19 protein-coding genes are annotated in these 18809 nt (G+C 28.3%); 3 read left to right on the forward strand and 16 right to left on the reverse strand.

Features of this window, described 5'->3' with window-relative positions; genetic code table 11:
* Positions 1–77 precede the first annotated feature (77 nt).
* Entirely contained in the window at positions 78–2534 is a 2457-nt protein-coding gene (locus Q0F58_RS02375; protein WP_294372066.1) for a toprim domain-containing protein, read from the reverse strand.
* A gap of 4 nt (positions 2535–2538) precedes the next feature.
* Positions 2539–2736, reverse strand: a complete 198-nt coding sequence (locus Q0F58_RS02380) for a helix-turn-helix domain-containing protein (protein WP_294372069.1) — start codon at positions 2734–2736, stop codon at positions 2539–2541.
* A 151-nt stretch (positions 2737–2887) separates the two neighbouring features.
* Here Q0F58_RS02380 and Q0F58_RS02385 point away from each other — a divergent pair, with 151 nt between their 5' ends.
* A complete protein-coding gene (locus Q0F58_RS02385; RefSeq protein WP_294372072.1) occupies positions 2888–3433 on the forward strand; it encodes a helix-turn-helix domain-containing protein in 546 nt (181 codons plus the stop codon).
* 140 nt (positions 3434–3573) lie between these two features.
* Positions 3574–4731, forward strand: coding sequence for a site-specific integrase (locus Q0F58_RS02390; protein WP_294372075.1), 1158 nt, complete (start codon positions 3574–3576; stop codon positions 4729–4731).
* Positions 4732–4799: 68 nt separating this feature from the next.
* Here Q0F58_RS02390 and rlmD read toward each other — a convergent pair whose 3' ends face one another.
* The 4 genes from rlmD to Q0F58_RS02410 all read right to left on the reverse strand — a co-directional run bounded on the left by rlmD (position 4800) and on the right by Q0F58_RS02410 (position 8496).
* Positions 4800–6152 (reverse strand): 23S rRNA (uracil(1939)-C(5))-methyltransferase RlmD, encoded by a 1353-nt coding sequence (gene rlmD, locus Q0F58_RS02395; protein ID WP_294372078.1) that lies wholly within the window; start codon positions 6150–6152, stop codon positions 4800–4802.
* A gap of 248 nt (positions 6153–6400) precedes the next feature.
* Complete coding sequence (locus tag Q0F58_RS02400) at positions 6401–6751, reverse strand: RDD family protein (protein WP_294372080.1); 351 nt, start codon at positions 6749–6751, stop codon at positions 6401–6403.
* A 20-nt stretch (positions 6752–6771) separates the two neighbouring features.
* Complete coding sequence (locus Q0F58_RS02405; protein ID WP_294372083.1) at positions 6772–7482, reverse strand: hypothetical protein; 711 nt, start codon at positions 7480–7482, stop codon at positions 6772–6774.
* Between the two features lie 327 nt (positions 7483–7809).
* Positions 7810–8496 carry a helix-hairpin-helix domain-containing protein gene (locus Q0F58_RS02410; RefSeq protein WP_294372085.1) on the reverse strand — a complete coding sequence of 229 codons (687 nt, stop codon included), beginning with the start codon at positions 8494–8496 and terminating at the stop codon, positions 7810–7812.
* Between the two features lie 231 nt (positions 8497–8727).
* Between Q0F58_RS02410 and Q0F58_RS02415 the strand changes: the two genes are divergently transcribed.
* Positions 8728–9969, forward strand: a complete 1242-nt coding sequence (locus Q0F58_RS02415) for a D-alanyl-D-alanine carboxypeptidase family protein (protein ID WP_294372088.1) — start codon at positions 8728–8730, stop codon at positions 9967–9969.
* Positions 9970–10041: 72 nt separating this feature from the next.
* Here Q0F58_RS02415 and Q0F58_RS02420 read toward each other — a convergent pair whose 3' ends face one another.
* The 10 genes from Q0F58_RS02420 to Q0F58_RS02465 form a co-directional block, all read right to left on the reverse strand.
* A complete protein-coding gene (locus tag Q0F58_RS02420; RefSeq protein ID WP_294372092.1) occupies positions 10042–10947 on the reverse strand; it encodes an RluA family pseudouridine synthase in 906 nt (301 codons plus the stop codon).
* Between the two features lie 25 nt (positions 10948–10972).
* Complete coding sequence (locus Q0F58_RS02425) at positions 10973–12241, reverse strand: LCP family protein (protein WP_294372095.1); 1269 nt, start codon at positions 12239–12241, stop codon at positions 10973–10975.
* A 358-nt stretch (positions 12242–12599) separates the two neighbouring features.
* Positions 12600–13163: a bis(5'-nucleosyl)-tetraphosphatase (symmetrical) YqeK gene (gene yqeK / locus Q0F58_RS02430; RefSeq protein ID WP_294372098.1), complete on the reverse strand. Its 564-nt coding sequence runs from the start codon at positions 13161–13163 to the stop codon at positions 12600–12602.
* A gap of 60 nt (positions 13164–13223) precedes the next feature.
* Complete coding sequence (gene nadD / locus Q0F58_RS02435; RefSeq protein ID WP_294372100.1) at positions 13224–13832, reverse strand: nicotinate-nucleotide adenylyltransferase; 609 nt, start codon at positions 13830–13832, stop codon at positions 13224–13226.
* Positions 13833–14054: 222 nt separating this feature from the next.
* On the reverse strand, positions 14055–14357 hold the full coding sequence (locus tag Q0F58_RS02440) for a YhbY family RNA-binding protein (protein WP_294372102.1): 303 nt from the start codon (positions 14355–14357) through the stop codon (positions 14055–14057).
* A gap of 72 nt (positions 14358–14429) precedes the next feature.
* Positions 14430–15719: a GTPase ObgE gene (obgE, locus tag Q0F58_RS02445; protein ID WP_294372105.1), complete on the reverse strand. Its 1290-nt coding sequence runs from the start codon at positions 15717–15719 to the stop codon at positions 14430–14432.
* 469 nt (positions 15720–16188) lie between these two features.
* Positions 16189–16488 carry a 50S ribosomal protein L27 gene (gene rpmA, locus Q0F58_RS02450; RefSeq protein WP_294372111.1) on the reverse strand — a complete coding sequence of 100 codons (300 nt, stop codon included), beginning with the start codon at positions 16486–16488 and terminating at the stop codon, positions 16189–16191.
* Positions 16489–16492: 4 nt separating this feature from the next.
* On the reverse strand, positions 16493–16882 hold the full coding sequence (locus Q0F58_RS02455) for a ribosomal-processing cysteine protease Prp (protein WP_294372117.1): 390 nt from the start codon (positions 16880–16882) through the stop codon (positions 16493–16495).
* A 4-nt stretch (positions 16883–16886) separates the two neighbouring features.
* Complete coding sequence (rplU, locus tag Q0F58_RS02460) at positions 16887–17198, reverse strand: 50S ribosomal protein L21 (RefSeq protein ID WP_293976947.1); 312 nt, start codon at positions 17196–17198, stop codon at positions 16887–16889.
* 151 nt (positions 17199–17349) lie between these two features.
* Positions 17350–18798: an Rne/Rng family ribonuclease gene (locus Q0F58_RS02465; RefSeq protein ID WP_294372121.1), complete on the reverse strand. Its 1449-nt coding sequence runs from the start codon at positions 18796–18798 to the stop codon at positions 17350–17352.
* Positions 18799–18809 lie beyond the last annotated feature (11 nt).

Here is an 18809-nt window from a genome sequence, read left to right on the forward strand (position 1 = left end):
TTAGTCTAGAGTCTACTATTTCCAAATTAGGACTAGTAGCTTAAATTTTTCCTATTTACTGCACAAGTCTAGTTATTTTATTTAAAACTTACCCCCTTAATTCCTGGAATTTTCATTCTTCCCTTTCTCTTCTGAATAACCTCTTCAAACCCTGGTATAGCTTTTATCCTATCAGTTATATCTTTATGCAATGAATCTGTATTTTTAAGCTCTGGACATAGTTTAAACATTTCTAATTCTTCTATTAATGTATCTAACGCTATAAATTCACCTTCTTTATATTCTAATCTACTAACTACGTTAAATGTAAACTTATCTAATTCCCCTTTACGGTTAGCACTATCTTTCTTTATTACTTCTGGTGTTACTAATTCTTTATCCTTCAAATCAATAGCTCTATAAATAAAATATGACCATATCTTATCAATATTAGGTATAAGCACATCCCTATTAAAATTATCTACTCTGTATTCTACAGGTATAGAGTTTTTCCAGTTAATAAATAATAATCTATTTTCAATGGCATCATCATACCCACTAACTGATGGCATTTCATTACTATCAAGAAATAAATCTAATAGAGTTAGATTAACCTCTTTCTGCATCTTTCCACCAGTAGCTCTAGCATCCGTAGTCGAATTAGATAAAATGTTTTTAAATCTTCCGGCTGCTATCGGTGCATTATCTCTGTCTGCTTCTGATGCCAAACCAAACTTTTTGTTATGTAAGTTAACTAAAACATCATCTCTTTCTGCTCCCATATTTCCTTTGTGAGCTGTTGTTAAATATGCATACGGTATATGTGCTACTTCTCCTTCAAATATATTGGCTATAATATTTTTCATCATGGATTTACCACATTTACTTGGTCCAATATTAATTAATGCTAATTGATAGTTCTTTCCGCTCATTTTCTTAGCTATAAAATCAAGTAAAAATTCAAGTCTTTCTTCTCCTAATACATGCTCTCTATAAGGCTTTAATACCTTACTTTCCATAAACTCTCTTGCCTCTTCCTTATCAACTAGGTTATATTTACTTACATGTAGAATTATATTTTGTTTTTCAGCCTCACATATAGTCCCATCTTTTAAATCTATTATAATTCCATTAGCAGATACATATACATGATGTTTCTTAATATGCTTCTTGGTATCTATAATTAAATTTTCTTCATAGCTTATTAGACTCAAACATTCCTTCGCCCTTGATGTATTTCTCCACTTCTTAATATTCCTAAGTATTTTATAATACTCTTCTGTTGAATATCTTCCTTTCGTCCTATTATCCTCAACTTGTAATTCACATGCTTTAATAAAGTTTCCATATAATGAACGTAATTCTTCCTCAGTCTTCCTTATCCATGATTTTTCATTCCAGTATAAGAATCTGCTTTCATCATCGCAATTAACTATATATCTTAAATTATCTTTTATCCAACTAAAAAATGCATCAATTCCATTCCCAGATAAATTTATTTCTTCAACACAATTTAATCTTTGAGTAACTAATTTAAATTCTTTTTCAAATTCTGCTTTATCAGACAATAGCCATTCATTTAAATCATTATACTTTTTAGGCATAAATACTTTATATTCAAGATTTAATTGTTTCATTATTTTAACTACTCTATTAGTTGCAATTTTCCCTGGTGCTTTTCCATCATCTCCTGGCTTGTCATTATTAAAAGCTATTATAAATTTAACCTCATCCAATCTGCCTCTATTAATAGTTAATAGCTCTCCAAGCCTCTTTACATTAGCTGTAGAGTGCAATGCCACAACTTTTACATTACTATCAATACTTTCTACTGACAATGCATCTCCCCAACTTTCAGTAATCACAACTATATCTCCTTTGCTAACATCTATCCCCTCAATATAAAACTGATTTAAAAAGTAATTTGGTATCCCTTTTATATTCCAAGTCTTCTTACTTCCCTCTTGAAGAGGTTCTTGAATATTTCTTGCTACTATAAATCTCAAATTATTATTTTCATCATAACAAGGTATCATATATTTATGATTTCTCATATTCGGATGCGATTTCATTCCTAGCTTTGAATAAATACCTACTATTCCACTATCACATGTACCTAGTTTATATTTATCAATTACATCTTTAGATAATCCTCTTCTTTCAAAATAATCTACTTCGCTAGTATCAATAAAACTAGCTAAATTATTTATATCTTCTTGTTTATGTCCTTGCTCTTTATCTAATACTGGCATTCCTAATAACTTATCATCCTGTAGTAATTCATTTAATCTATCCATCAATTCTTCTCCATGTAACCCCTCTTTATTTTGTATGAAATCTATTATAGTTCCTCCTTCTTCACTGTTAAATGAATTATATAGCCATATTCCTTTCTTATAAGATACTTTAAAATTATCATTGCTTTGCATATCAAATGGATTAGGATCTATATTCCACGCTCCATTACCTCCAGTTACTTTAACTGCACAAGTTGAACTTATGTATTCTACTAAATTAATATCTGCTTTTGCTTTATCATATGTTTTATTATTCATAATTTTATATCACTTCCTTACCTAAGTTATCTCTTAAAAATCTTTCTACTTCAAAATAGGGTACTTTAATTCTTCCAAGTTTCAATCCTTTCAAATCTCCCCTATTGATTAACTCATATACTGTATTTGAGTTTGTCTTTAATGTTTTTGCTACTTCATTTACTGTTAATAACACAGTTTCAAGATTTAAATAATTCATCATTAATTTTCTCCTTTGTATATTAAAATTTCACTTTGTTGACTTTTTCAACAATAAGTACCACATAATATTATAATTATTTTTATTGCCTGTCAACAACTTTTTGTACCACTTTGTATGTTTTTATGTTATAATTTATTACGGAGGTGTTACAATGAGTGACAGTTTATCAAATACTAATAAAGAAAACATTAAAGAACTAGGTATGAGAATCAGACGAATAAGACGTGAAAAAAACCTTACTCAAAAAGCCCTAGGGCAAATGATAAATAAATCTTATGAAGCAATTAGAAAATATGAAAATGGTGATAGACAACCGCCTTTAGATGTATTAAAAGAACTAAGCAGAGTTTTAGAAGTTCCTATTAATACTTTTATAGATGATAATTCTTCAAAACCAGCATGGAATCTATCTGAATCTGAAAAATTATCAACTAAGAGAAATATAATGATGACTAATGCAATTGAATCATTATTTAAAGTTTATGGTTATGAAATAGAAAATAAAATTCCATCTTTTAGTTCTGAAGAACAGGCTGAGGATTTCAATAATGATAAATCTAATATAATATTAAATGCTATTACTCCAAATAATAAAACAATTGAACTATCTATTGAAGATTGGGAAAAGATTTATTCTAGCTTTGATAATTATCTTAAATTTGAATTATTTAAATTAGAAAACATGAGTGACAAGTAGAGTGACAGTATAGAATGTCACCATCAATCCTTTATACAATGGGGCTTTAGGATTAAGTGACAAGGTGACAACTACCTTTATATAGTTTTTATAAAAAATTTAATTTTTCTGACCAATTAGCAACAAAAGGGGGACATAACATGAAAGGTTCAGTTAGAAAACGAGGTAGCTTTTGGAGCTACTATTTCAATATAGGAAAAGTAGATGGTAAATATAAAAAGAAAGAAAAAGGTGGATTTAAAACTAAGAAAGAAGCAGAAAATGCTCTTAGAGATGCAATTAAAGAATATGAATTATGTGGTGAAGTATTTGAGCCAAGTGATATAAGTATTGAAGATTATCTTAATTACTGGTTTGATAATTATGTATTAGTTAATTGTAAACTTAATACTCAAACATACTATAGAAGAATATTAGATAATCATATAATTCCTTACTTTAAAGATTACAAGTTAAAGCACTTAAAGGCTGATGTTTTGCAGAAATTCTTAAACTATAAGAAACGTAATGGATTATCTAAGAACTCAATTACAAACTATTACGGAGTATTAAGCGGAGCCTTAAAATATGCCGTATATCCTTGTAACTATATAAAAGAAAACCCTATGTATTATGTAACAATACCTAAATATGATGAAGCTCAAAAAGAAGCTAAGGATTTAAAGATAATAACCACTCAAGAATTTTCAAAAATCATAGAACGCTTTCCTATTGGTTCAAGCTTCTACATTCCTCTTCAGATTGGATTTAATACTGGTATGAGAGGTGGAGAAATAGTTGCTCTAACATGGGATAATGTAGATTTAGATAATGGTATTATTCATGTTAAACATACTTTAATTGAAACTGGTACTAAAGGTATGAAAGAATTTAAACTTGGTACTCCTAAAACTAAATCATCATATAGAAGTATACATATTGGAAGTGCTTTAATAGATATATTAAGAGAACATAAAGAATGGCAATTGAAGAACAAAGAAAAATATGGTCAATGGTACCATAATTCTAATTTTGTCTGCACTAAAGAGAATGGTGAGCCTATAACTACAAATACATACAAGTATTTAAGCAGAGTTGTAAATAATGAACTTAGAATTAATTTTTCAATGCATAGCTTAAGACATACCCATGCTACTTTATTATTAGAGAATGGAGCTAATATTAAAGAGATACAGAAGAGGTTAGGACATAGTAAGCTTGCCACTACAATGGATACATACTCACATGTAACTGATAAAATGAAAAACAATACTGTTTTTATTTTTGATAATATAGCAAAAAATTTGCCACCAATCTAAATCTTATGGTGGCAAATTAGTGGCAAAAGCCTATATTTTATATTTTCAAATCCTTATAAATAGCTCTATTACTTAACTAGCTTCACTACAGTTTCAGCGTGAGGCGTGTTAGGGAACATATCCTTAACCTTTGTTTGAACCACCTTATATCCTTTTTTAGTCAATACCTGTAAATCAGCAACTAAAGTCTTAGGATTACATGAAACATAAATTATTTCAGGTGCATTAAATTTAATAACATAATCAAGTGCTTTTGGATGCACTCCTGTTCTTGGTGGATCTAATATTATTATATCTGGCTTATCTTTTACTGTTTTTATTATTTCTGCAACGTCTCCAGCAAGGAATTCGCAATTATCAAGACCATTTAATTTAGCATTCTCTTTTGCTGCTTCAACAGCTTCTTCTATAAGTTCAATTCCAATTACCTTTTTAGCTTTTGGAGCTACAATCTGTCCTATTGTACCTGTTCCACAGTAAAGATCAAACACTACCTTATTTTCACTGTCTCCCATAAAATCTCTTACCATTGAATAAAGCTGTTCTGCTCCCTTGGTATTAGTTTGAAAGAATGAAAATGGTGATATATTGAATTCTAATCCTAAAAGTTCTTCCCTTATATAATCCTTGCCATAAAGCACATTAACCTTTTCTGGTATTACTGCATCAGATTTTGAATCATTTTCTGTATGTATTATTGAAACAATTCTTCCTTCATAGCTCTGATTTCTTAATAATTTCACATAATCACTTAAATCAAAATCTATTTGTGTTGTTGTAACAAGATTGACAAGCAGCTCTCCTGTATTCTTTGCCTTTCTTATTACAAGATGTCTTAAGTATCCTTCTGCTTTCATTATTCTATAATAAGGCAGATTCTGTTCCCTGAAATATTCTACAGTAAGCTTTATTATTTTTCTATAATCTTCATCTACAAGCTTGCAGTTATCAACTGTAACTATTCCAAAAGATTTTCCTCTCATATGCATTCCAACGCCAAGAGGTGCACCTTTTTCTTCATCTCCAAAAGTAAATTCCATCTTATTTCTATATTCAAATTGAGTAGGACTTCCTTGAATTCCTAAGAATTCTCCTGTTGAAACTCCTGCTTCAGCAAACAATTCCTTGACTTCTTCACTTAAAAATTCAAGCTGTTTTTCATATGGAATACTTTGAGATGAACAACCTCCACACACACCAAAATGAGGACATATTGCATCAATCTCATATGGTGCCTTTTCATCTACTGATATAAGTTTAAGCTCAGCATACTCTTCTCTTTTCTTTTTAACTCTTCCTGTAATAGTTTGACCTGGAAATGCATTTTTTACATATATTACTTTGTCTTCTGCACTCCCTATTCCTGTTGACGGAAATTTAAGTCTTTCTATTTTAACTTGTACATCGCTTCCTCTTTTCATTATTTACTCCTACACTCACTTTTCTTCTATATTAATATTCTTAATGTTTAAATTATCTATACTCAGAACAACAGATTGGTATTTACATAAAATCAAACTTATGTAAAACCAATCTGTTATGCTGTCATCAATATCACTATATATAAGTTCTAATAATAAAACTATATAATAATCAAATAAATCTTGCAAAGATTTCATCATTTATTATAAATTTTCAATTGTACATTATTAGTTCGAATATACATATTTTATACATTTAATAGTTTCTTTGCAATAGTATTCTTTAATTTAGTCTTTTCAAAAAGTTGTGTATAAAAACAATTTATTACAAAATATACACACATTATTACACTAATCAATACTCCATTTTCTCTTACAAACTGATAACCAAACACTTTCATAACTAAATCTACTATTAATAATATAATTGATGAAGCTGAAAGAATTATAAGCTGATCTAAAAGATTCGCAAATATTTCTTTTCCGAAAGATGCTTTTTTTTCTTTTAGCTCATCATTTTTTTCAGTTAAATGTTGAATTTCATTTGTCTTATCATTATATTCTTCTGTTTCATTTTCCTTAATACTGTCTTTTTCCAAGAAAATTTCCCCCTTATGGTCTATTCCATACTCATTTCTGCATCTGAAAATTTATATTTCTTTGTAGATAATTTATAAAAAATACAATCATTAGAAGCTAGAATTTCTTCATTGAGTCCATCAATTGTATTATTTATTCTTATTTCAGTCTCACCATTACTTAATCTATCCACTATTTCCTTATTTATAGATGAATAATCTCTGTTAGATTCTCCTGTAAATGCTTCTATATATTTATTAAACGAAGTTTTTCCTAAATCAAAATCTTTATTTTTTACTGCATTTTCACCATCAAAATTTAATGTGAGTTTTAAACTGATTACGCCTTCTTCAAGATTCTCACCATATATTTTTAATCCATAATACATACTTTCAATCTTATTTTTTTCTGGATTTTCATTATCAAAATATATTGATTTATCAGTTATTGTTGTATCATCTTCTTTTTTTATAACTTCATCATCACTATATTTTACACCTAATCCATCAGTTATTTCTTTCATTTTTGTTAACTTTTCTTCATACATTTTTTTTACTTCATCTAAAGTATAATTTTTTGCCCAAGTTCCTTCAGTTACTCCATCTGATGAAGCAGTTTCAGTATCATTTTCTGAATTTTCTGTAGAACTTACTGATTTGGCACTATTGTTTTCATTATTGCTACTTCCACATCCAACAAATGATGCTGCTACAAATATGCTCATAAATATACTTATTATCTTTTTAGACATTAACTTTCCCTCCCAGTTATAGGCTATATATCATCTATTTCAAATCAAATATCATTTATATAAAACACTACCTATAAATACTCATAAACAGCTTATATATAATTAATCTATAAATACAGCTTATAACAATATTATAATATCAAATTAATATTACAGATATGTGTCAGAAAAAATCATATATAAACTATCCATTTTTTAATAAAAACATTAATATTATATATTTTTTTATTTAACCTTGCAATTACTACATTTTTTATAAAAAAATATATTCCATACTTATTATATCATTAACATCATCTATGTTCACATTAAATAAAATTTTTAAAGTTATATTGTTATACTTTCCTTTATTTTTTCAAACATTTTTTCTCCAATTCCTGTAACATTTTTTATTTCATCAATGCTTTTAAAACCACCATTCTTTTCTCTATATTCAATTATATTTTGTGCTTTCGACTCTCCAATTCCATTCAATGTTTTTAATTGTTCCAAAGTTGCACTGTTAATATTCACAGTAGACTTAGAAGCATCTTCTGAAATACATTCTACTGAATTATTGTTCAAGTTTAGCAAATCTTCTTCATTTTTATCTGCAATATATATCATTTCATGATCTTGAAGTTTTTGGGCCCTATTTATATTATCTAAATATGCATTTTCTGTAATCCCACCAGCTAATATTATCAAATCATTTATTATAGAATCTTCATCAAGAATATATACATCTGGATTTTTTACCTGTCCTTTTATCTCTACTGTTATTTTCTTATTTTTTAAACTGATATTGTTACTATTTTGAGTCTCATTTTCTTTTAAAGAATCATCTGTAAAAGTATCCTTATCAGATATTGGTATATTTTTATCATTATCTTCATCTATAAAAATACTTTCTGTATCATTTTTATTTAATTCCTTAAATCCTGAAACATTATATAGAGCAACTGCTGAAATAACTATAATAACTAAAAAACTTATCAAGCCTATTTTTTTATACTTAAGGAAATTATCCTTCATAACTTTACCCTTTCTATTTTGTATATAATATTTTAATTGTTGACACTCTCTTAAATAAATACACATATTAAAAAATAATTTTTTATAAACTTTCGAAAAATATTATTGTATTTATTCCCATAAAATCCATAATTATTCTTGCATAAAATTATCTTTATGTGGAATAATATTTATTTTTTTGGTAAAATATACTTTATAATGATAATAAATAGTAATAACATGGAGATATATATGAAAAGATTTTTAAAAATTTTAAGTTTATTGCTGTTCTCTTTATGTATTCCTTTAACAGCATTTGCAGATACAACTGAACCAAATATTAACGCTCAGGGATGTGCATTAATTGATGCATCAAGTGGGAAAGTTCTCTATGGCAAAAATGAGAATTGTACATTTGAGCCAGCCTCAACAACAAAAGTTATGACTGCACTTGTAGTTCTTGAAAATTGCAAATTAACTGATGAGGTTACTGTACATGAAGATTTTACAGCAATTGATGGTACTGCTATTGGATTATTAAATGGTGATGTTTTAACTGTTCACGATTTGCTTCTAGGCCTTCTTCTTGAATCAGGAAATGACTGTGCTAATGCATTAGCAAATCATGTATCAGGAAATATTGATAGTTTTGCACAGCTTATGAATAAAAAAGCTTCTGAACTTGGTGCAACAGCTACAAGTTTTAGAAATCCAAGTGGACTTCCTGATCCTGAACATCTTACAACACCTCATGATTTAGCTTTATTTTTAAAAGAAGCTATCAATAATCCTGACTTTATTGATATCGCAACTACTCCATTTGCAACAATAACAATGATTAATAATCCTGAAAGAACTATAATTGTCAATAATAAAAATTATATGATAAATAAGAATTCTAAATATTATTACAAATATGCTCTTTGCGGAAAAAACGGCTATACAACAAAAGCTAACCACACATATGTATGTTCTGCACAAAAAGATGAACATGTCCTCGTTGCATCATTTTTAAATGCTATGGATAAGAATCAAAACTTCTTTGATATGCAGTCAGTGTTTGATTATGGTTTCAATAATTTCTCTTTTGTAAAACTTTATGATGAAGGACAGGAAGTTGCACAATATGATGTTACTAAAAACCTCACAATTCCTTTAATAGTTAATAAAGCCTTAGAGTATCCTGTAAAAAAAGGTGAAGAATCCTCAGTATCATGTGATTTAAAAGTACAAGATGAAGATTTAAGCAAGAAATCATTTGATAAAGGAGAAAATATATTAAAAGGAACAATTTATGTAAACAATGAAGAATTAGAAACTATAGATTTAGCATCTGGCATTTCTAGAACATATGAACCAGCTATTGTTTCAAATGTTCTTTCAAATAGCAATAATCTTCCAGTTTATATTGCAGGAATTATAGGAAGTGCAGCTGCTTTATTAGGATTAGGAATAGTTATAAAAAAGAAGTTAACAATAAACGGAAAACATTAGTAGTATATTAAATTATAAAAATAAATAAAAAGATGACCAAATTCTCAATATGAATTTCAGCCATCTTTTTATTTATTTTTTTATTTTTTCTATTAGATTTTTTATATCCTGTGGAAGTTCAGACTTCAGTGAAAGAATATCTCCTGTTCTTGGTGATTTAAAATCTAATGAATAAGCATGAAGTGCCTGCCTGTTTATCAAATCAGTTTCTTCATCACCATTTCCATATAATGAATCACCATATATAGGGTGACCTATACTACTCAAATGAACTCTTATCTGATGTGTTCTGCCAGTTTCAAGTGTACATTCAACAAGACTTGAATCTTCATATTTTTCAACAACTTTATAGTGAGTTATGCTTCTCTGACCTCTTTCATCAACAACTCTCATTATTCCAAAATCAGTTCCTTCTGGTCTGTAAATTGGTAAATCTATAGTCCCTTGTTCCTCTTCAAAAATTCCATGAACTACTGCAAGATATTTTTTTGTAACCTTATTTTCACTCATTTCCTTAGAAATCATTCCATGAGAAAATTGATTTTTTGCTATTATAATAAGTCCAGATGTATTCATATCCAGTCTAGAAACAAGTCTTACTATACAATTCTGACCAGTTTCCATAAAATAATTTATAACACCATTAGCAAGAGTGCCACTTTGATAACTTTTTGTAGGATGAACAACCATAAAAGGTTTTTTATTTACTACAAGAATATCTTCATCTTCATATATTATTTCAATATCCATTTTTTCAGGTGTAATATCCTGACTTTCATCCTTTGCAAGATCTATTTTTATGATTTCCCCTTCATTTAAAACTCGATTCATTTTTACTACAACATCATTTACAAATATTCTTTTTCCAATTGATGCACTTCTTATAAGTCTTGTAGACAAACCTAATTCTCTCTTAAGATATTCCCTTATTTTTGTTCCTTCTTGTATTCCTGTTACCTTTTTTTCTAAGATGCTCATCCGTTTATCTCCTTATTAAATAATGTTATTCTCCAAACCTTTTGAAATCTTTGCCAAGGATTATAATAACATCATAATCCTTATATTCTTCTTTATTTCCTTTTTTACTGCTATTTTTTATATCTAAATCACTCTGTATTGTTTTAAGCATTTTTTGGTTATCTGTTATTATTACTGTTTTATCAGAAATCTCTGTATTTCCTGTATCAACTTTTGAATATCCAAGATTATTCATAGTATTTTTCAGTTCTCCTGCCAAACCATTAATCTTAGTTGCATTTAATATTTTTATCTTTATATCACTTTTTGATATATTGCTTTCTGAATTTGATGAACCTGAAGAACTAAGTTGTGATAGTATATCCTTATTTGAATTTTTATCAAATATCAAAAATGACTGTCCATTTATAGTTTTAGGGGTTCCAGCTGCTGTAACCATGGATATATTATCTTTGCTTACAGTCATAAATTTAACACCATACTTCATTATGGCAAATGGAGACATATTTGTCTCAACATTATCCCCTATTGCTGACATTATCTTAGGAATTCTAAAAATAATTAGTGGACTTTTACATTTATCTATTACCTTGGAAATAAATTTATGCTGATTCTGAATCCTATCTAAATCTCCATTTGCAAATCCAGTTCCATCATTATTCTTTCTCCATCTGAAAAATTCCTGTGCCTTTTGTCCATCAAGCTTTACAGTTTCTCCAGCTTTAAAATTTATATGAAGATTCTGGCCTTCATCATCATAAATCATATCTCTGTCAATTTCCATTTTAACTCCGCCTATAGCATCCACTACGTCAATAAATGCATTGTAATCTACCTTAACCATATAATTTATATTTATTCCCAGCAGTTCTTCAACTTCACTTTTAATCCTTGAATACCCTCCAACTGCAAATGCAGCATTAATTTTTATACTGTTTCCTTTGTTGTTTATAAGAGTATCTCTTGGTACTGATACAGTAACTATCTTATCTGTATTTGGATTATAATTAATCAGCATTATAGTATCTGTACGCTTTATATCTTTATTATCAACTTGATTTGGATCTCCAATATCCATTCCTAAAAGTAATATATTTACAGGTTTATTGTATGCTGGAGTTGAAGCTTTAGGCATAGACTGACTTCCTACTTCCATTAATGCAATAAATCCTGATATTATTGAAAATATCACAAATGCAAGAAAAAGCGATACTGCTCCAAGTGCAATATGTTCAATTTTATTTATATCTTTATCAAACTTAATTTTCCTATTCTTTTTATTTATTCTCCCCATTTTTTCACCCCTTAACGGAAAATATGTTCAATAAATATATTCTATCACAAATATATTCTTGTTATTATTTTCTTAGGGATTCTTTAATATATATTTAAACATTTTTCATTTTTATTTAAGAATTTATCTATAGCTTTTTACTATTCTTGATTTTTCACTAAAACTATATTAATTTACCATTTATTATACTGTGCATTTTCACAAAACATAAATTATATATGCTCCAATTAACAATGTATAATAAACAATTGACAATAAATGGTGAAATCTCTTTAAGATTTCTTTTATTATTATGTAGTATAATTATTGGAACATATATAGTTCTAAATTGTTATAGCGTATTAATCTAATTTTAAAATTACTTGAACAATAGATAATTTCTAGCTTTTATAGTATTCTCATCAATCAATAAGTCCTTGCTCAATAAAAATTGAATACTGTGTGTAAGCCCACAATAAACGCCTTTATCAAGATTTTCAAAAGTTTCATTTCTTATTTCTTCAAGACCAGGAAAACTTCTTCCTGGTTCAATCATATCTGCAATATAGATTATCTTAGCAAGCATAGACATATTTTCTTTACCTGTTGTATGCCATCTTATAGCATCAAGTATTTCTTCATCAGTTATTCCAAGTTTTTCTTCTGCAATTACTGGAGCTATTATACTATGCCATAAATTCATATTCTCTCTTTCAACTTGTGATAAAGCAATATTGTTCTCTTCTATTACCTTTAACATATCTTCACTACTCATATTTTTAGCAACATCATGAGACAAAGCTGCAATTTCTGCTTTTTCTTTTGATACTCCATTTAATTCTGCAAGTTTAACTGCTGTTTCACATACACCTAATGTATGGTTATATCTGCTCTCTTTCAAGTTAGTTTTTAAATATTCCTTTATTTCTTCAACTGATAACATTAAACTCCTCCTCTACTTTCCAATTGACAATGTACAATGAACAATTGTTATGAACCATTTTTATTCTAAATATAAATTATGTTCTTTTATAAATTTATCAATTTTTTCTGGAACAAAAAAATCAATCCTTTTTCCATTTTTTATCCGCTCTCTTATATCTGTTGATGATATCTCAAGCTGCTTTAATTCTAGGACAATGATTCTGCAGTTAAATTTATCTTCAACTTGCTTTTTCTTATTTCTTATTTCTTCTGATTGAAAACCGCCTCTAGAAAATACAACAAAAGTACACAAAGAAAATATCCTTTCAGCTTCTTTCCACCTATCAATACTCATAAGACAATCTGCCCCAGTAATAAAGAAAATTTCACAATCCTTATCTAATATATTTTTTAAATGTTCCAACGTTTCATAAGTAAAACTTATACCTTTTTTTTCAATTTCATATGCAGAAACTGAAAATTTTTCATATGATTCTATTGCAATTTCAACCATATTATACCTAAGATGCGAATCAGTAACCTTATTTCCTATTTTAAATGGCTGCATTCCTGCTGGCATAAATATTATCTTATCCAATCCAAGCTGCTTCTGAGCTTCATAAGCTATATATAAATGTGCATTATGAATAGGATCAAACGTTCCTCCTATTACACCATATCGCTTCATATATTTTCCTCCCATGTTCTGCTATTTACAGATACATTTTGTATTTTAAAACATATATATTATATCATTACTTAACACAATATATATATATATATGTGTTCCAATAATAAAACTACAATTGTACATTGTTAATTAGAATATTTATATTAAAACTAAAAAGAACCTGATTTTAAAATTTTTTAATCCTAAAATCAGGTTGCTTAGTTATATTTTAATTAAATCTTATTTTACTGGCAATTCAATTTTTCTCTTTTTAATATTACTTGATTGCTTATATAAAACTATCTTATTTCCAATTGCCTGAACACCTTCGCATTTAATAGCTTTACATATCATATCTGAAGCTTCTCTTGCTCCTAATCCACTGTTTTCCAAAACCTTTATCTTTATTATTTCTCTTGCTTCTAATGCTTGAGAAACCTGAATTAGAAAGTTTTCTTCAATTCCAGCCTTACCAATCTGGAATATTGGAGTAAGTGTTGCTCCTAAATTTCTTAAATACGCTCTTTGTTTTGTTGTTATCATTTTTAATTCCTCCTAAAACTGCTTTAATATCATGCATTATTTATCCCTGGGGGATTTTCATTTATAATTTTATTAAAGTATATATTCAAATTCAAAATCATTTAATCTCATGAAGTCACCATCTTTGATTCCCATTTCTCTGACTTCATCAAAAATTCCTTTATTTCTAAGAACCTTATGGAAATATCTTAATGAATCTGCATCATTTACATTTACAGCATGTAATATTCTATCAACAAATGATCCTTCAAGAACATATGTCTTTGTTCCTTCTTCATTATCTTCAACAGTGATCTTATAAGTAAATCTTTTTTCTTCTGGTATATATCTTTCATCTTCAGCTATTTCAAGTTCAGTTACTGGAATTTCTTTAAGCATTCTTGCTGCTTCCTTCATTACAGCATCTACACCTTCATTTGTAGCAGCTGACATTTTAAATACTTTAGTATATCCTAATTCTTCAACCTTTTTCTTGAAATCTTCATATACACTTTCATCATAAAGCATATCAGTTTTATTAGCCACAACTATTTGAGGTCTATCCCATAACTTAACTGAATATTTCTTTAATTCTTCATTTATCTTCAAGAAATCATCAAATGGATCTCTTCCTTCAACACCTGAAATATCAACGATATGTATTAATAATCTTGTTCTTTCAATATGTCTTAAAAATTGAATTCCAAGACCTACACCTTCAGCTGCTCCTTCAATTATTCCAGGAATATCTGCCATTACAAACGGTTCTATTCCTTCAACAGCAACAACACCTAAGTTTGGTTTTAAAGTTGTGAAATGATAATTTGCTATCTTTGGCTTTGCCTTTGTAGTCATAGAAAGAAGTGTTGATTTACCTACATTAGGAAAACCTAATAATCCTACATCTGCAAGTAATTTAAGTTCAAGTGTTACAGTAAGTTCAGCACCTGGCATACCTGGCTCTGCATAATGAGGAGCCTGCTTTGTTGCTGTAGCAAATTTAGTATTACCTTTACCACCTTTACCGCCTTTTAATAAAACAAGTTCTTCATCTTTATGAGACATATCAGCAATTATTTTATTACTTTCAGCTTCTCTTATAATTGTTCCCATAGGAACCTTTATTATAAGGTCTTCTCCATCCTTACCATAGCATTTTGATCCGCTTCCATTTCCACCACATTCAGCTACAAATTTCTTTTTATATTTAAAATCTAATAATGTAGTTATATTTGTATCGACTTTGAAGATAATGCTTCCGCCTCTTCCACCGTCTCCACCATCTGGTCCACCTAATGGTACATATTTTTCTCTTCTGAAAGTAATTGCACCATCTCCACCGTTTCCAGATTTAATAAAAATCTTGGCTTTATCTATAAACATACCTACTCATCTCCTAACTAATACTCTAAAATTTTAATCTTAATGTTTAATAAAAATCCTTCTAATATTCTTATACTTAACATATTACAAATTTGTATTCACATTATACCACATTAATTTTAATGCTTTATTGTCAATCTTAAACTATATTTTTTTCTTAGTAAATATAATATATTTATCAATAGCTTAAACTCAATAGTTTATTTCAATCAAGAATTTAAGTTCCAATAATATATTACAATATAAAAATTACATCTAAAATTTATCTAACATATATTTGTTCCAATAATAAGATTTCATCCTTAATTGTCAATCGACCATTTTACATTATCAATTGCAATATATAAAGCACAATGCACAACTCACAACAAACGCAAAACTATAAATCAAATTCGACTTATGAACTGTGCATTGTGCATTACAACATTTAAAAAAGCACTCTTAGTTAAGAGTGCTTTATTTTTAATAATTATTCAGCTATTGCTTCAACGTCTACTGGGTAAACACTTGCTTTTTTCTTATCTTTACCTAATCTTTCGAATCTTACAACTCCATCGATTTTAGCAAATAAAGTATCGTCTTTACCTTTTCCAACATTTTCGCCTGGATGAATCTTAGTACCTCTTTGTCTTACAAGGATGTTTCCAGCAAGAACAAATTGTCCGTCAGCAGATTTAACTCCTAATCTCTTTGATTCAGAATCTCTACCATTTTTAGTACTACCAGCTCCCTTTTTGTGAGCGAATAATTGAAGGTTCATAATTAGCATGTGACTACACCTCCTCTTTTATTAAAGTTATATATTCCATACATTTACTTTTTCCAACTAATGTTTCAAAGCCTAAAATGACACTTTTCAGACTCTTCTCAAAAGTTTGTAATAAAACCTGAGTTTTTTCTAGTTCTTCATCATTAAAATCCTGAAGATCTAACTTTAAATACCCATCGTTTTTTATTTCGTATGTACAATTAAGCTTTAAAACTTCATCAATACCAATGATTACACTTTGAGATAATACTGCAACACTGTTACATATTAAATCAAATGCTTCCCCTACTAATGCAGAATTTGTTGAAAAATCTCTGCCATCAGGTAATGCGTGACCATTTATTACGAAACCAACTATTTTATTACCTTTTTCTTTAATTCTTACATTAACCATAATATTAAGCTTCTATCTTTTCGATAACTAACTTAGTGTAAGGTTGTCTGTGTCCATTCTTTCTTCTATAGTCTTTCTTAGCTTTATACTTGAAAACTATAACCTTCTTAGCCTTACCTTGAGCTGCAACCTTAGCTACAACTTTAGCACCTTCAACAACTGGAGCACCAACTTTGATGCCTGCATCAGTTCCTACTGCTAATACTTCATTTAATTCAACTGTAGAATCAACTTCAGCGTTTAATTTTTCAACGAATATTACGTCTCCTTCTTGAACTCTGTATTGTTTTCCACCTGTTTTTAATACTGCGTACATTAAAAAACACCTCCTCATAACGGTCTCGCCACTTTTGGTACAAAGATTTGACTTTGTTTTACTAAAAACCTTACGTGTGCGGTTTACAAAATTCAGAATAACACATTTATCAACTTTTGTAAAGATATTTTTTAATACCTCTTACTAAATACTAAGCTTTTTCTATCTGTGTTATTTTTAATTCCTTCAAATTATCTTTCTGCGCCTGAAATAATAATGGTTCTATCTTATATCCTTCAATTCCATCAATATAATCTATATATATTTCTTTATCAAGTCCATCAATTTCCTTCAGAAAATCAAATATATCTTCCTTGATTCTTTCTTTATATACAGTATCAATTTCAATTTTAAATGATTCAATAGAATTTTCTTCTTTCATTCTTATTATTTCATTTTTTATAAGACCTTCAATATAAGATAATTTAAGTATTATTCCTCTTCCCTTACATCTAACACAGTCTTCTTCCATATATTCATATATACTCTTTCCTTGTCTGCGTCTTGCAATCTGAACAAGGTCAAGTTCTGTAAATGGAAAAATCTTAATGTTTCCCTTATCTTCTTTTAAACTTTCATGAAGTTCATTCATTATAGTTTCTGTCTGACTTCTATCTCTCATGTCTATGAAATCAATAACTATAATTCCACTTAAATTCCTAAGTCTTATCTGTTTCCCTATTTCTTTTGCTGCTTCAAGATTAGTTTCTAAAATTGTTTTATTAAAGTTTCTTTCTTTTATGTTCTTTCCAGTATTCACATCAATTACATACATAGCTTCTGTTTTATCTATAACAATATATCCACCACATTGAAGATTAACCTTATTATGTCTCAATTTTATTAATTTTTTTTCTATGCCATAGCAGTCAAAAAGATTTCTAGTACCATTATATTTTTCAATAATGATGCTGCTATCACTTCCAACAATTTTTGAAACTTCATTAAAATCTTTCTCATTATCAACATATATTTTAGTATTCTGAACATTATGAGAATTTCTCAGAATTCTACTTAAAGTAGGATTATCTCCATAAAGTTTCTTAAGTTCAGTTGAATGTTTCATCTGTCTTTTCATTTGTTCAAACTCAGCGTATAGAGAATCTATTTCCTTTTGAAGTACATCAATACCAGCATTAATTCCTTCAGTTCTGATAGTTATACCTGCATCATCTAAAGGTTTTATATTATCTAAGATTTCCTTTTTAGCCTTATCATCAGTTATTCTCTTAGAAAAATTAATTCCTTCTTTATAGCAGTTTAAGACAACATATCTTCCTGGAACAGAAACTTTGTGACTTACTTTAGCACCTTTATCATTTATAGGCTCTTTCACAACTTCAACTAAAATATCATCACCTTTTTTAATCTTCATAGACTTAAGATCATCACTATAGTACATATATCCTTCTTTAGATAATCCCATATCTACAAATATAGAATTAATTGCAGGTATTATATTTTTTATTTTTGCTTTGTAAATTTCTCCTATTACAGGCTGATCATTTTGTTCTTCAACTATACTTTCAATAAGTTCATTATTTACTTTTACAGCAATTCTTAAGATTTTTTCTCTTCTCTCTATAAAAATTTCTTTCACAATACACACAT

It is taken from the genome of uncultured Clostridium sp. (assembly GCF_934754915.1).
GTDB lineage: Bacteria > Bacillota > Clostridia > Clostridiales > Clostridiaceae > Clostridium.

What these genes read in the sequence shown, in the direction of transcription:
- Q0F58_RS02420 (WP_294372092.1), bottom strand. Translation starts at nt 10,947, where the DNA reads ATGAGCATCTTAGAAAAAAAGGTAACAGGAATACAAGAAGGAACAAAA.
- Q0F58_RS02390 (WP_294372075.1), top strand. Translation starts at nt 3,574, where the DNA reads ATGAAAGGTTCAGTTAGAAAACGAGGTAGCTTTTGGAGCTACTATTTC.
- yqeK (WP_294372098.1), bottom strand. Translation starts at nt 13,163, where the DNA reads ATGTTATCAGTTGAAGAAATAAAGGAATATTTAAAAACTAACTTGAAA.
- Q0F58_RS02410 (WP_294372085.1), bottom strand. Translation starts at nt 8,496, where the DNA reads ATGAAGGATAATTTCCTTAAGTATAAAAAAATAGGCTTGATAAGTTTT.
- rpmA (WP_294372111.1), bottom strand. Translation starts at nt 16,488, where the DNA reads ATGCTAATTATGAACCTTCAATTATTCGCTCACAAAAAGGGAGCTGGT.
- Q0F58_RS02375 (WP_294372066.1), bottom strand. Translation starts at nt 2,534, where the DNA reads ATGAATAATAAAACATATGATAAAGCAAAAGCAGATATTAATTTAGTA.
- Q0F58_RS02405 (WP_294372083.1), bottom strand. Translation starts at nt 7,482, where the DNA reads ATGTCTAAAAAGATAATAAGTATATTTATGAGCATATTTGTAGCAGCA.
- Q0F58_RS02455 (WP_294372117.1), bottom strand. Translation starts at nt 16,882, where the DNA reads ATGGTTAATGTAAGAATTAAAGAAAAAGGTAATAAAATAGTTGGTTTC.
- rplU (WP_293976947.1), bottom strand. Translation starts at nt 17,198, where the DNA reads ATGTACGCAGTATTAAAAACAGGTGGAAAACAATACAGAGTTCAAGAA.
- Q0F58_RS02385 (WP_294372072.1), top strand. Translation starts at nt 2,888, where the DNA reads ATGAGTGACAGTTTATCAAATACTAATAAAGAAAACATTAAAGAACTA.
- Q0F58_RS02415 (WP_294372088.1), top strand. Translation starts at nt 8,728, where the DNA reads ATGAAAAGATTTTTAAAAATTTTAAGTTTATTGCTGTTCTCTTTATGT.
- nadD (WP_294372100.1), bottom strand. Translation starts at nt 13,832, where the DNA reads ATGAAGCGATATGGTGTAATAGGAGGAACGTTTGATCCTATTCATAAT.
- Q0F58_RS02425 (WP_294372095.1), bottom strand. Translation starts at nt 12,241, where the DNA reads ATGGGGAGAATAAATAAAAAGAATAGGAAAATTAAGTTTGATAAAGAT.
- obgE (WP_294372105.1), bottom strand. Translation starts at nt 15,719, where the DNA reads ATGTTTATAGATAAAGCCAAGATTTTTATTAAATCTGGAAACGGTGGA.
- rlmD (WP_294372078.1), bottom strand. Translation starts at nt 6,152, where the DNA reads ATGAAAAGAGGAAGCGATGTACAAGTTAAAATAGAAAGACTTAAATTT.
- Q0F58_RS02380 (WP_294372069.1), bottom strand. Translation starts at nt 2,736, where the DNA reads ATGATGAATTATTTAAATCTTGAAACTGTGTTATTAACAGTAAATGAA.
- Q0F58_RS02440 (WP_294372102.1), bottom strand. Translation starts at nt 14,357, where the DNA reads ATGATAACAACAAAACAAAGAGCGTATTTAAGAAATTTAGGAGCAACA.